The 13,327-nt window shown below is 69.5% G+C and carries 8 protein-coding genes; 5 read left to right on the top strand and 3 right to left on the bottom strand.

From position 1 onward, the window contains the following. Positions 1-156 precede the first annotated feature (156 nt). Complete coding sequence (locus OG844_RS26600; protein WP_406393635.1) at positions 157-1,212, bottom strand: metallophosphoesterase; 1,056 nt, start codon at positions 1,210-1,212, stop codon at positions 157-159. 165 nt (positions 1,213-1,377) lie between these two features. Next, a complete protein-coding gene (locus OG844_RS26595; protein WP_406393633.1) occupies positions 1,378-2,499 on the bottom strand; it encodes a LacI family DNA-binding transcriptional regulator in 1,122 nt (373 codons plus the stop codon). A 405-nt stretch (positions 2,500-2,904) separates the two neighbouring features. Here OG844_RS26595 and hisC point away from each other — a divergent pair, with 405 nt between their 5' ends. From hisC to OG844_RS26570, 5 genes are all read left to right on the top strand, one after another. Beyond that, a complete protein-coding gene (hisC, locus tag OG844_RS26590) occupies positions 2,905-3,984 on the top strand; it encodes a histidinol-phosphate transaminase (RefSeq protein WP_406393631.1) in 1,080 nt (359 codons plus the stop codon). Between the two features lie 286 nt (positions 3,985-4,270). Then, positions 4,271-5,779 carry a cytochrome ubiquinol oxidase subunit I gene (locus tag OG844_RS26585; RefSeq protein ID WP_406393630.1) on the top strand — a complete coding sequence of 503 codons (1,509 nt, stop codon included), beginning with the start codon at positions 4,271-4,273 and terminating at the stop codon, positions 5,777-5,779. Between the two features lie 18 nt (positions 5,780-5,797). Further along, complete coding sequence (gene cydB, locus OG844_RS26580) at positions 5,798-6,799, top strand: cytochrome d ubiquinol oxidase subunit II (RefSeq protein ID WP_406393628.1); 1,002 nt, start codon at positions 5,798-5,800, stop codon at positions 6,797-6,799. A gap of 141 nt (positions 6,800-6,940) precedes the next feature. Beyond that, on the top strand, positions 6,941-10,561 hold the full coding sequence (gene cydD / locus OG844_RS26575; protein WP_406393626.1) for a thiol reductant ABC exporter subunit CydD: 3,621 nt from the start codon (positions 6,941-6,943) through the stop codon (positions 10,559-10,561). A gap of 9 nt (positions 10,562-10,570) precedes the next feature. Further along, entirely contained in the window at positions 10,571-12,271 is a 1,701-nt protein-coding gene (locus OG844_RS26570; RefSeq protein WP_406393624.1) for a GAF domain-containing sensor histidine kinase, read from the top strand. A 175-nt stretch (positions 12,272-12,446) separates the two neighbouring features. Here OG844_RS26570 and OG844_RS26565 read toward each other — a convergent pair whose 3' ends face one another. Beyond that, complete coding sequence (locus OG844_RS26565; protein ID WP_406393622.1) at positions 12,447-13,292, bottom strand: Cof-type HAD-IIB family hydrolase; 846 nt, start codon at positions 13,290-13,292, stop codon at positions 12,447-12,449. Positions 13,293-13,327: the final 35 nt, after the last annotated feature.

Raw genomic sequence — 13,327 nt, 5'->3', positions numbered from 1 at the left:
CGACCGCCTGGGCCGGGCGATCGGGCGGAACGGAGGAGAGCCTGCTACTGATACGCCGATGGTAGAGCGACCATGGCACGGGTTGACAGGGGGTTTCCGGAAATAGGCCCAGTGGTCGGCGTTGTCAGGTCGTGGGTGCGTCTTCCCCGACGGCCGTCAGTCATTCAGAGGAAGTTGGACAACCAGTAGCTTTCCGGCCATGGTCACTCCGCCGTCCATGGCGATGGCAAGCCCGTCCGCGTACACGTGCGGACCGTCCACCACGGGGCGGGCGCTGTCTTCGCCGTCCTCGGATCCGACCTCGCCGAGCAGGTACGGGATGGGGCTGTGACCATGCACGACGCGCTGCCCGCCGTACGTGGACATCAGCTCGCGAACGGCCTGCGAACCGCCCTCGTCGCGGAAGGCGAACCGCTTGGTGAGCTTGCGGAAGAGGTCCCAGCACTCGTCGGCGTCGTTACGCGTGAGAATGGCGTGCACCGTGTCGTTGACGTCCTCGATGGTGGAGCCGTAGTCGAGGTAGGCCGTCGTGTCGGAGTGCATCAGCAGGTGCCCGTCCTCCTCGACGACCGCGTCGAGGCGGGCCATCCACTGCAGGTGGACGTCCTGGAGCCGCTCCATGTCGGTCTTCTGGCCGCCGTTGAGCAGCCAGGCCGCCTGGAAGGTCGCCGTACCCGCACCGGAGTTCACCGGGGTGTCGCCGAACCTCTTGGCGCCGAGGAGAAGGAGCTCGTGATTGCCCATGAGGGCCTTGCAGTACCCGCCGGCCGCCGCGGCCTCGGCGGAGAGCCGCATGACGAGATCGATCACGCCGATGCCGTCCGGTCCCCGGTCGGTGAAGTCGCCGAGGAACCACAGTCTGGCGTTGCCGGCGGACCACCGGCCCTCGGAGTCGATGAGGCCCTGCTCGCGGAGCGCGGCAAGGAGCTCGTCCAGGTAGCCGTGGACGTCGCCGACGACGTAGAGGGGACCTCGTCCCGTGGCGGAGGCGGGCCGGGGCTGGGGAACGGCCTGCACCTGGACGGTGTCGCCGCGGTTGATCACGGGGAGATCGCGCGCGGTGGGGGTGTACCCCTCCGGCTCGTCGCCCATGACGGCGTTACCGGGATGCGGCAACGGCGAAGGCATAGGTGCCTGCGCATACGGCGGTACGCGGAAGTCACGCAACGTCGCTGTCCGCACCACGGGTTCCTGACCGGCCCCCTGAGTCATCGACCCCTCCACCACCGTCGCGCCGCCGTACACCTGACGGGCCCTGCCTGGTAGAGGTGGTCCGCGGTGTCGTGCGCCCATCATAGGAATGCGGATCGTGCTCTGGGACGCACCAGGGGTGGTGAATCCGAGTGCACGCTTGGTTCGCCGACCGATTGGTACGGATTAATCCGAACAGTCCCCGGCGGGGGAGCGCGGAGGGCTGATCGTGGTGCGCGGCGGACGCCGCTGCGAGGACGTCCGGACGATGAGTTCCGTCGGTATCACCTGTTCCAGCGGTCCGTCGTGCTCGACGCCTTCGATGGCGTCGATGAGGAGCTGGACGACAGCCGTGCCGATTCTGCGCGGCTTGAGCGAGAGCGTCGTGATGGGGGGATCGGTCGCTGTGTACACGGTGGACTCGCTGCAGCAGACCACCAGCAGGTCCTCGGGGACCCGCAGGCCGTAGCGGCGGGCGGCGGCGAGCAGATCGGTTCCGTTGGGGTCGAAGAGCCCGTAGACGGCGTCAGGCCGGTCCGGGCGGGCGAGGAGCCGGTCGGCGGCCACGGCGCCCGCGCAGGGGTCGTGGGCCGGATAGGACTCGTAGACCGGGTCCTGGCCCACCCGCTCGCACCAGTGGAGGTAGGCGGTGGTGGAGAGGCGGGTGTAGGTGTCGGTGGTGGTGCCGGTCAGCAGCCCGATGCGGCGGGCTCCGGCGGCGGCGAGATGGTCGAGGAGGTCGAGTACGGCTGCCCGGTGATCGTTGTCGACCCAGGCGGTGACCGGCAGCGTGCCCGCCGGTCGGCCGTCGGACACGACGGGCAGTCCCTGCCGCACGAGTTCGGTGACCACCGGGTCCTGGTCGGAGGGGTCGATGACGACGGTGCCGTCCAGGGCGACGTTCGACCAGACGTCGTGGCGCGAGGTGGCGGGGAGGATGACCAGGGCGTAGCCGCGGGCGAGCGCCGCCGATGTGGCGGCTCTGGCCATCTCCGCGAAGTAGGCGAACTCGGTGAAGGTGAAGGGTTCGTCCCCGTACGTGGTCACGGTGAGGCCGATGAGCCCCGACCTGCCGGTACGGAGGGTGCGGGCCGCGGCGGACGGGCGGTAGCCCAGCCGCTCGGCGACCTCGCGGACATGTCGGCGGGTGGCGTCCGGGAGCCTGCCCTTGCCGTTGAGCGCGTCGGAGACGGTCGTGATGGAGACTCCGGCCGCGGCGGCTACGTCCCGGATCCCCGCCCGTCCCTGTCGGCCGCTGCGCCGGGGCGTCTCTGTCCGGCTCACCTGGTGCTTCCCTGCTGCTGTCATGGCGAGCCGATAGTAGGGCTCCGGTGGCGGGTTGGGCCGGTCGCATATGCGTACGTCGACAGGCACGTTTCTGCATGATCATGAGGCATTAAATACCTTGAAATTCAAGGGAGTTGGCGGGTTGGAGGCCAATGTGTCATGTGTCGGTGTGCATGGACCTGCTAATTGGTCCATGTCTCGAAGAGGTCTCAACTCACCTGTTCGAGTGATGCGCGCTACGGAGTGAGCCACGGGCACGCGCCACGGGATGCGGCGCTCCCCCCGGGGAGGCTCGTCGGGCCGCCGGGCATTGACGGTGCTTTCCGGCACAGCGGACGATTGTCCGGGTCCGGCCATTCGCAGGGACGTCGAATCCTCTTAAGGTGAGCAGTATTGATGTGTACGGATGGTCGAGGAGGACCTGCGGTGAGCGAGACGAGCCCCAAGCTGCGTGCCGAGCTGGACGGTGTGCCTGCCTATGTGCCGGGCAAGCCGGCGGCCGCCGACGGACCGGTTGCTTTCAAGCTGTCCTCCAACGAGAACCCCTATCCGCCGCTGCCGGGGGTCATGGAGTCCGCGCTCGGGGCCGCCGCGAACTTCAACCGGTACCCGGACATGGCCTGCACCGGCCTGATGAACGAGCTGGCCGACCGGTTCGGTGTGCCGGTCTCCCATCTGGCCACCGGTACCGGCTCGGTCGGCGTGGCGCAGCAGCTGCTCCAGGCCACTTCCGGCCCGGGTGACGAGGTCATCTACGCCTGGCGTTCCTTCGAGGCGTATCCGATCATCACGCAGGTCAGCGGCGCGACCTCGGTCAAGGTGCCGCTCACCGACGGCGAGGTGCACGATCTCGACGCGATGGCCGGTGCGATCACCGACCGCACCCGGATGATCTTCGTCTGCAACCCGAACAATCCGACCGGCACCGTGGTGCGCAGGGCGGAGCTGGAGCGCTTCCTGGACCGGGTTCCCGGCGATGTGCTGGTGGTGCTCGACGAGGCGTACAAGGAGTTCATCCGGGACGCCGACGTGCCGGACGGCATCGAGATCTACCGGGACAGGCCCAACGTGGCGGTGCTGCGGACCTTCTCCAAGGCGTACGGCCTGGCAGGTCTGCGGGTCGGTTTCGCGGTGGCGCACGAGCCGGTGGCGGCGGCACTGCGCAAGACCGCCGTCCCCTTCGGGGTCAGCCAGGTCGCGCAGGACGCCGCGGTCGCCTCGCTGCGGGCCGAGGACGAACTGTTGGGCCGGGTCGGATCGCTGGTCGGCGAGCGCACCCGGGTGTACGAGGGCCTGGTGAAGCAGGGCTGGACCGTGCCCGAGTCCCAGGCCAACTTCGTCTGGCTCCGGCTCGGGGACCGTACGCTCGATTTCGCCGCGGCGTGCGAGCGGGCAGGTGTGATGGTCAGGCCGTTCGTGGGTGAGGGTGTGCGGGTCACGATCGGTGAGACCGAGGCCAACGACGTGTTCCTGAAGGTGGCGGAGTCGTTCCACAAGGAGCAGTAGGAGGGCGGCTCGACCGCTTGCGTGCCGGTGGCCCCGGACCTCGTTCGACGAGGTCCGGGGCCATTGTGCTGAGCGGCCGGACGGACATGGGCGCGGTGTCCGGTATCGGTGGCTCGGTCCGGTCGGCCGGAAACCACCCCCCCGCGCGATGGCTTCGAAGATGTGTGCGCCATAATTGCTTGTGAATGTGAACGCGTTCACAAGCGCGCCCCGTTTCCTCCCGTGATCGGTGGGATTGGCGGAGCGAGCTGCGGCTGTGATCACGGCGACGCAAGGAGAAGAGGACGTGAACCTAGCGCTGGCGCCAGAGACTCTGGCGCGATGGCAGTTCGGCATCACCACCGTCTACCACTTCCTGTTCGTCCCACTGACGATCTCTCTCGCCGCCCTCACGGCCGGCCTGCAGACCGCCTGGGTGCGCACGGACAACGAGAAGTACCTCAGGGCCACGAAGTTCTGGGGCAAGCTCTTCCTGATCAACATCGCCATGGGTGTGGTCACGGGCATCGTCCAGGAATTCCAGTTCGGCATGAACTGGTCCGACTACTCGCGGTTCGTCGGTGACGTCTTCGGTGCACCGCTCGCCTTCGAGGCGCTGATCGCGTTCTTCTTCGAGTCCACCTTCATCGGGCTGTGGATCTTCGGCTGGGACAAGCTGCCGAAGAAGATCCATCTCGCCTGCATCTGGATGGTCTCCATCGGAACGATCCTCTCGACGTTCTTCATCCTGGCGGCCAACTCCTGGATGCAGCACCCGGTCGGCTACCGGATCAACGAGGAACGGGGCCGTGCCGAGCTCACGGACTTCTGGCACGTGCTCACCCAGAACACCGCGCTCACGCAGTTCTTCCACACGATAACGGCGGCGTTCCTCGTCGGCGGCGCGTTCATGGTCGGCATCTCCGCCTTCCACCTCGCGCGCAAGAAGCACATCCGGGTGATGCGGACATCGTTGCGCCTCGGACTGGTCACGGTCGTGGTCGCGGGCCTGCTCACCGCGGTCAGCGGTGACCTGCTCGGCAAGGTGATGTTCAAGCAGCAGCCGATGAAGATGGCCGCGGCGGAAGCCCTGTGGGAGGGGGAGCACGGTGCGCCCTTCTCGCTCTTCGCGGTGGGCGACGTCGCCAAGGGGCACAACACCGTAGAGGTCTCGATCCCCGGAATACTGTCCTTCCTCGCGGACGACAGCTTCACCTCGTACGTCCCCGGCATCAACGACATCAACAAGGCGGAGCAGGAGAAGTTCGGCCCGGGTGACTACCGGCCGAACATCCCCGTGGCCTTCTGGAGCTTCCGCTGGATGATCGGCTTCGGCATGGCGTCCTTCGGGCTCGGACTGCTGGGGCTGTGGCTGACGCGGAAGAAGTTCATGCTGCCCCCGGCCCTGCGGACCGGTGAGGACGAGGTGCCGCATCTGGTGCTCTTCAAGAACAAGGCACTGAGCCCGAAGCTCACCCGGTTCTACTGGATCGTCGCCCTGTGGACCATGCTCTTCCCGCTGATCGCCAACTCCTGGGGCTGGATCTTCACGGAGATGGGCCGCCAGCCTTGGGTGGTGTACGGCGTGTTCCAGACCCGTGACGCGGTCTCCCCCGGTGTCTCGCAGGGGGAGGTGCTCACCTCCATGATCGTCTTCACGGCGCTCTACGCGGTGCTCGCCGTGATCGAGGTCAGGCTCCTCCTGAAGTACGTCCAGGCCGGACCGCCGGAGCTCACGGAGGCCGACCTCAATCCGCCCACCAGGATCGGCGGCCATGACCAGGACGCCGACAGGCCCATGGCCTTCTCCTACTGAGAGCAGCGGAGCTGAGAGATGGAACTCCACGACGTCTGGTTCGTGCTCATCGCCGTCCTGTGGACGGGGTACTTCTTCCTGGAGGGATTCGACTTCGGAATCGGCGTACTGACCAAGCTGCTCGCCCGTGACCGCAAGGAACGGCGCGTACTGATCAACACGATCGGGCCTGTCTGGGACGGGAACGAGGTGTGGCTGCTCAGCGCGGGCGGCGCGACCTTCGCCGCCTTCCCCGAGTGGTACGCCACGCTGTTCTCCGGCTTCTACCTGCCGCTGCTGATCATCCTGGTCTGCCTGATCGTGCGCGGTGTGGCCTTCGAGTACCGGGCGAAGCGGCCGGAAGAACGGTGGCAGACCAACTGGGAGCACGCGATCTTCTGGACCTCCCTGATCCCGTCGGTGCTCTGGGGTGTGGCCTTCGGGAACATCGTCCGGGGCGTGAAGATCGACGCCGACATGGAGTACGTCGGCAACCTCTGGGACCTGCTCAACCCTTACGCGATCCTCGGCGGGCTGGTCACGCTGTTCCTCTTCACCTTCCACGGTGCCGTGTTCGCCGCGCTGAAGACCGTCGGGGACATCCGGGAGCGGGCGCGCAGGCTGGCGCTCGGACTGGGTCCGGCCGCCGCGGTACTCGCCCTGGGCTTCCTCATCTGGACCCAGGCGGACAACGGCGACGGCTGGAGCCTGGGGGCGCTGATCGTCGCCGCGGTTTCACTGACCGGCGCGATCGGGGCCATCGCGAGGGGACGGGAGGGCTGGTCGTTCGCGCTCTCCGGACTGACCATCGCGGCCGCGGTCACCATGCTCTTCCTGACGCTCTTCCCGAACGTCATGCCGTCCTCGCTGAACGACGCCTGGAACCTGACGGTGACCAACGCTTCGTCGTCCCCGTACACACTCAAGATCATGACCTGGTGTGCCGCTGTCGCGACTCCGGTGGTGCTCCTGTACCAGGGCTGGACGTACTGGGTGTTCCGCAAGCGCATCGGCACGCAGCACATCGCCGATCCGCACTGACAGGCGACAGGCGACAGGCGACAGGCGACAGGCGACAGGCGACAGGCGAAGGCCGAGAACCGAGAGCCGAAAGGCACAGACGCTGCGTCAACAAGTGCCGCGTCGAAGGACTGGCATGAGCTCACTGGGGAGCTGTTTCACGTGAAACCGATTGATCCGCGTCTGCTTCGGTACGCCCACGCCACCCGTCTGTTCCTGGCGGCCGTGGTGGCACTCGGACTGGTCGGCGCAGCCCTGGTGATCGCCCAGGCCATGCTTGTCGCCGAAGTGGTGGTGGGCGGATTCGAGGACGGGCTGACCGTTTCCGGACTCCGCACACCGCTGCTGCTGCTCGGCGCGGTCGCGCTGGGCCGGGCGCTGGTTGCCTGGCTGACCGAACTGGCCGCGTACCGGGCGAGCGCCGCGGTCAAGTCCGAACTGCGCGGCAGGCTCATGGAGCGGGCAGCAGCCCTGGGCCCGGACTGGCTGAGCGGGCAGCGCACCGGTTCGCTCGTGGCTCTCGCCACCCGGGGTGTCGACGCGCTCGACGACTACTTCTCGCGCTACCTCCCGCAGCTGGGACTCGCGGTCGTGGTGCCGGTGGCGGTCCTGGCCCGGATCGTCACGGAAGACTGGGTCTCGGCCGCGATCATCGTGGTGACGCTGCCGCTCATCCCCCTCTTCATGATCCTCATCGGCTGGGCCACCCAGTCCCGCATGGACCGTCAGTGGCGGCTGCTGTCGCGGCTGTCCGGGCACTTCCTCGATGTCGTCGCGGGGCTGCCGACACTGAAGGTCTTCGGTCGCGCCAAGGCGCAGGCCGACTCGATTCGCACCATCACCTCGCAGTACCGCGTGGCCACGCTGAAGACGCTGCGGATCGCCTTCCTGTCGTCCTTCGCGCTGGAGCTGCTGGCGACCCTCTCCGTGGCGCTGGTGGCCGTGACCGTCGGGATGCGCCTGGTTCACGGGGAACTCGACCTCTACACCGGGTTGGTGGTTCTCATCCTGGCGCCCGAGGCCTTTCTGCCGATCCGGCAAGTGGGTGCTCAGTACCACGCCGCAGCAGAGGGGCTTTCGGCCGCCGAGGAGATCTTCGCGGTGCTGGAGACCGAACTCCGGCCGGTGGGTGCCCAGGATGTTCCGCCCTCGCTGCGGCTGGAACTGGAGCATGTGACCGTCCGGCACCGGGGCCGTACCGAACCCTCGCTGGACGCCGTGTCCCTGGTGGTGGAGCCGGGGGAGACCGTCGCCCTGGTCGGCCCCAGCGGGGTGGGCAAGTCCACGCTCCTGAACGTGGTGCTGGGGTTCGCAGTGCCCGGCGAGGGACGGGTGAGGGTCGGCGGAACCGACCTGTCCGAGCTCTCCCCCGAACGCTGGCGCGAACAGATCGCGTGGGTGCCGCAGCGCCCGCATCTTTTCGCCGGAACGATCGCGGAGAACGTAACGTTGGCGCGTCCGGACGCCGACGACGACGCGGTCATGGCGGCGCTGAAGGACGCGGGTGCGTACGACTTCGTGGCCGACCTGCCGGACGGTGTGCGGACACTGCTGGGTGAGGACGGCGCCGGGCTCTCCGCGGGACAGTGCCAACGGCTGGCACTGGCGCGGGCGTTCCTTGCCGACCGGCCGCTGCTGCTGCTCGACGAGCCGACCGCGAGCCTGGACGGCGAGACGGAAGCGGGCATCGTCGACGCGGTACGGAGGCTGGCGGCGGGGCGCACGGTGCTGCTGGTCGTACACCGCCCCGCGCTGCTCTCGGTGGCGGACCGGGTGGTGGTGCTGGAGCCGCGGCAGGTCGGGGCCGGCATCGCAGGGTCGGCGGTGGCGGGCCCGAGCGGGCTGGACGGGGCCGACAGGCCTGATGACCCGGAGGCTCGGGCTTCCGGTGAGCCGATGCACGCGGGCGACCCCGGGCTGCTCAAGGACACCGCCCCGAGGACCGGCGGCCGGGTGCTCGCCAGGGTCAGGGAGGCTGCCGGGGCCCAGCACAGGAAACTGGGCCTCGCGCTGCTGCTGGGCAGCCTCGCCGTGGGCTCGTCCGTCGGCCTCCTGGCTGTCTCCGGCTGGCTGATCTCGCGTGCGTCGGAGCAGCCCCCGGTGCTCTATCTGATGGTCGCCGTCACCGCGACGAGGGCCTTCGGTATCGGCCGGGCCGTATTCCGCTATGCCGAGCGGCTGGTGTCCCACGACGCGGTGCTCAGGATGCTCGCCGAGCTCAGGGTCGCCGTGTACCGAGGGCTCGAACGCGTCGCACCGGCCGGCCTGCGTACGACACGGCGCGGCGACCTGCTGTCCCGGCTGGTCTCCGACGTGGACGCGTTGCAGGACTACTGGCTGCGCTGGCTGCTGCCGGCGGGAACCGCGCTCGCGGTCGGCGCCGGGGCCGTCGGTTTCACCGGCTGGCTTCTCCCGGAGGCCGGCGCCGTTCTGGCCGTCGGGCTGCTCCTCGCCGGCGTGGGCGTGCCGCTGGTCAGCGGGGCCTGCGCCCGGCACGCGGAGCGCCAACTGGCTCCGGCCCGGGCCGTGCTGGCTACCCGGATCACCGATCTCCTCGGTGGGACGCCGGAGCTGACCGTCGCCGGTGCGCTGCCCTCCCGCATGCGTCGGTTGCGCGCGGCCGACGGTGTACTCACCCGGATCGCCTCGCGCGCCGCGGCCGCGACCGCGCTCGGCGGCGGACTCTCCGCGCTGATCTGCGGGCTCACCGTCGTCGGTGCCGCACTCGTCGCTGTTCCTGCGGTGTTCGACGGACGGCTGGCCGGCGTGGAGCTCGCCGTCGTCGTCCTCACCCCGCTGGCGGCGTTCGAGGCCGTGACGGGACTGCCGCTCGCCGTGCAGTACCGCCAGCGGGTCAAGCAGAGTGCCGAGCGGGTCCACGAGGTGCTCGACGCCTCCCTGCCGGTCCAGGAGCCCGCCGAGCCCGCCGAGCCGGCCGAGGCGCCGGCCTCGCCCTTCCCGCTCTCCGTAAGGGCGTTGTCGGCGCGCTACGAGGGAGCCGAAAGGGACGCCCTGCACTCCGTGGACCTGACGCTGCTCCCGGGAAAGCGGGTGGCTGTCGTCGGGCCGTCGGGCTCGGGAAAGACGACACTCGCCCAGGTCCTGCTCCGTTTCCTGGACGCACGGGAGGGGACGTACCGGCTCGGCGGCGTCGAGGCGGCCGCGCTGGACGGGGACACGGTCCGGACGTTGGTCGGGCTGTGTGCCCAGGATGCCCATGTCTTCGACAGTTCCATCCGAGAGAACCTCCGGCTCGCCCGCACCGGCGCCACGGACGGCGAGCTGCGGGACGCACTCGCCCGGGCGCGGCTGCTGGACTGGGCCCGGTCGCTGCCGGACGGCCTCGACACCCTGGTGGGCGAACACGGTGCCCGGCTCTCCGGTGGTCAGCGGCAGCGGCTCGCGCTGGCCCGTGCACTCCTTGCCGACTTCCCCGTTCTCGTCCTCGACGAGCCCGCAGAGCACCTCGATGTGGCCACGGCGGATGCGCTGACGGCCGACCTGCTGGACGCCACTCAGGGACGTACGACCGTGCTGATCACCCATCGGCTGGCGGGACTCGACGCGGTGGACGAGGTCCTGGTGCTGGACGGAGGCCGCGTGGTGCAGCAGGGGACGTACGCCGCGCTGGCCGCCCAGGACGGGCCGTTGCGCCTGATGCTGGATCGCGAGCAGGAGCCGGAACGGCTGGAGGAGGCACGGCGGCGGGAGACGCTGCCCGTGGAGGTACGGGTGACCGGTGGCGACGGCGGCCGACTTTCCGGACTAACCATGACTAACTAGGCTCGGTTCATGCCTGAGCAGGACGCGAAGGACTCACCCGATGCCTCGGCGCCGGCCGACGAAAGCCTGCAGGGACTCCGCACGGAGCTGACCGCCCGTGTTCCGCAGCTGCTGGACGCCATGCGCTCCCTCGGTACCGGGCTGCAGCTCCATTCCACACTCGAGCGCATCTGCGAGACCGCGGCCGACCTCGCCCACGCCCGCTACGCGGCGATCGGCGTGGTCGACGAATCGGGTGACGGTCTCTCCGACTTCATCAGCCACGGGGTCCCGGCAGAGATCGCTCACGCCGTCGGGCACCTGCCCGATGGCCGTACCGGGCTCCTGGGCGCGCTGATCCGCGATCCGGTTCCCATCAGGCTGTCGGACGTATCTGCCGACCCGCGCTTCACCGGGTTCCCGCCCGCCCACCCCAGGATGCGGACCTTCCTCGGGGTACCGATCCGCGTCCAGGGCGAGATCTTCGGGAATCTCTACGTGGCGGAGAAGCACGACGGGGCCGACTTCGACGACAACGATCTGCACATGGTGGGGGTGCTCGCCACGGAGGCCGGGATCGCCATCGGTCACGCGCAGTTGTATGAGGCCGCGCGCCAGCGGGAACGGTGGATCGAGGGTTCGGTGGCCGTCACCACGGCCCTGCTCTCGGGTGGGGACGCCGATGACGCGCTGACTGTCGTCGCCGAACAGACACGCCGTCTCGCCGATTCCGCCGCCGGAATCGTCCTGCTGCCGGCCGAGGAGGGCGGCCTGGAAATCGTCGCCGTCGCCGGCACCAAGCCGTCCGCCTCGCTCGGAGTGATCATTCCGGCCCGGAGCCCCGTGGTTGCGGCGCTCCTCAGGGGCGAGGCGGTCTTCATGGATGACGCGGCGACCGACCCCCGCATGATCACCAGGCTGTCCCACCAGTTCGGCCCGCACATGCTGCTGCCGCTGCGCAGCGGCGGACGGGTGCTCGGTGCGCTCGCCGTCCCGCGGGAACGGGGCGGCCGCCCGTTCACCCAGGCGGAGCGGACGCTGGCCACCCAGTTCGCCGCGCAGGCAGCCCTCGCCCTGAAGATGGCCGAGGCCCAGCGCGACCGGGAGCGGCTCGCGGTGTACGAGGACCGGGACCGGATCGCCCGGGACCTCCACGACCTCGTCATTCAGCGCCTGTTCGCCGCCGGGATGTTGCTGGAGCGTGCGCAGCGCCGCTCGTCCGTCCCCGCGGTGCGGAACGGCGTCGGACGGGCCGTCGACGAACTGGACGTGACCATCCAGGAGATCCGTACCGCCATCTTCGCGCTGCAGCAGGAAACGGCCGAGGCACCGTCCGGACTGCGGACCCGTGTGCTGCGGGAGATCAACATGGCGGCGGTGCCCCTGGGCTTCAAGCCGACGCACCGCTTTCTCGGGCCCGTCGATTCGCTGGTCGGCGAACTGGCGGGCAAGAACCTCATCGCGGCGCTGCGCGAGGCGCTGTCCAACACGTTCCGGCACGCCGGTGCTTCCAAGGTCGAGGTGAGCGTGGATGCGACCGCGACCCTCCCGGACGGACGGGACGCGGTGCGGCTCTCGGTCGTCGACGACGGGGTGGGTATCCCGGACAGCGGGCGGCGCAGCGGACTGCGCAACCTCGCACGTCGTGCGGAGTCCCTGGGGGGAGCGAGCTGGTTCGGACCGGGGGAGGACGGTGGCGGTGCGGTGGTGGTCTGGGAGGTCCCGCTCTGACGATGCCGGGGCATCGGCCGGACTCTGCGCCCTGTGCGGGCAGCGTGAGCGGGCGGGGCCGGCAGGTGCCTCGGCTGGGCCGGGTCAGCGGGCAGGCTCGGCAGGCGGGTTCAACGGGCGGGTTCAACGGGCGGGTTCAGCGGGAGGGTTCAACGGGCAGGTTCAGCGGACGGGTTCAGCGGGCGGCGAGGATTCGCTCGATGACGACCGCGACACCGTCCTCGTTGTTGGAAAGGGTCACACCGGAGGCGGCAGCCACCGCGGCCGGGTGGGCATTGCCCATCGCGAACGAGGCGCCGGCCCAGCTCAGCATCTCGACATCGTTGGGCATGTCCCCGAAGGCGACCACTTCGGCCCGGTCGATGCCACGCTGCGCACAGCACGCGGCGAGCGTGCCGGCCTTGGAGACCCCGAGTCCGCTGATCTCCAGCAGGGCGGTGGGACTGGAGCGGGTGAACGAGGCCCGGTCCCCCGCAGCCTCACGGGCCAGCGTGAGGAAGGTGTCCGGAGCCAGTTCGGGGTGGTGGGCCAGGACCTTCAGAACCGGGGCGGCGGAGCCCGGCGCCTCCTCGTGGAGCAGCTTCTCCGCGACGGCGACCGTGGCCCCCGGGTCCATGTGGAAGGGCGGGTAGGCAGGTTCGTAGTGGATGCCCGTGGTCAGCTCGACCGCGAAGGAGACCCCCGGTGCGGCCTCCCGCAGGACATGAACCACCTCCAGGGCCACGTCGCGCTCCAGCGGGCGGACCTCGATAAGCCGGCCGTCCGTGTGCAGATCGGCGACGGCGGCCCCGTTCGCGCAGATCGCCATGCCGTGGCCGTGCACATGGGCGGTCACGACGTCCATCCAGCGGGCGGGGCGCCCGGTGACGAAGAAGACTTCGATCCCCGCCTCCTCGGCTGCCGCGAGGGCGGCGACGGTACGGTCCGACAGTGTCTTGTCGTCACGCAGCAGGGTGCCGTCCAGGTCGGTGGCGATCAGCCGGGTCACGGCAGGCAGAGGCGAGTCGATAGCTGAAGTCACCTGCCCATCCTCCCGCACGGAGTTGCACGGGCGGG

The sequence above is a fragment of the Streptomyces sp. NBC_00887 genome (assembly GCF_045207585.1).
Note: the sequence above shows the minus strand (reverse complement) of the source record. Positions and strands in the feature narration are given on the sequence as shown.

Coding starts and splice junctions, on each gene's coding strand:
- OG844_RS26600 (WP_406393635.1), bottom strand. CDS start 1,212: ATGACTCAGGGGGCCGGTCAGGAACCCGTGGTGCGGACAGCGACGTTG.
- OG844_RS26595 (WP_406393633.1), bottom strand. CDS start 2,499: ATGACAGCAGCAGGGAAGCACCAGGTGAGCCGGACAGAGACGCCCCGG.
- cydB (WP_406393628.1), top strand. CDS start 5,798: ATGGAACTCCACGACGTCTGGTTCGTGCTCATCGCCGTCCTGTGGACG.
- OG844_RS26570 (WP_406393624.1), top strand. CDS start 10,571: ATGCCTGAGCAGGACGCGAAGGACTCACCCGATGCCTCGGCGCCGGCC.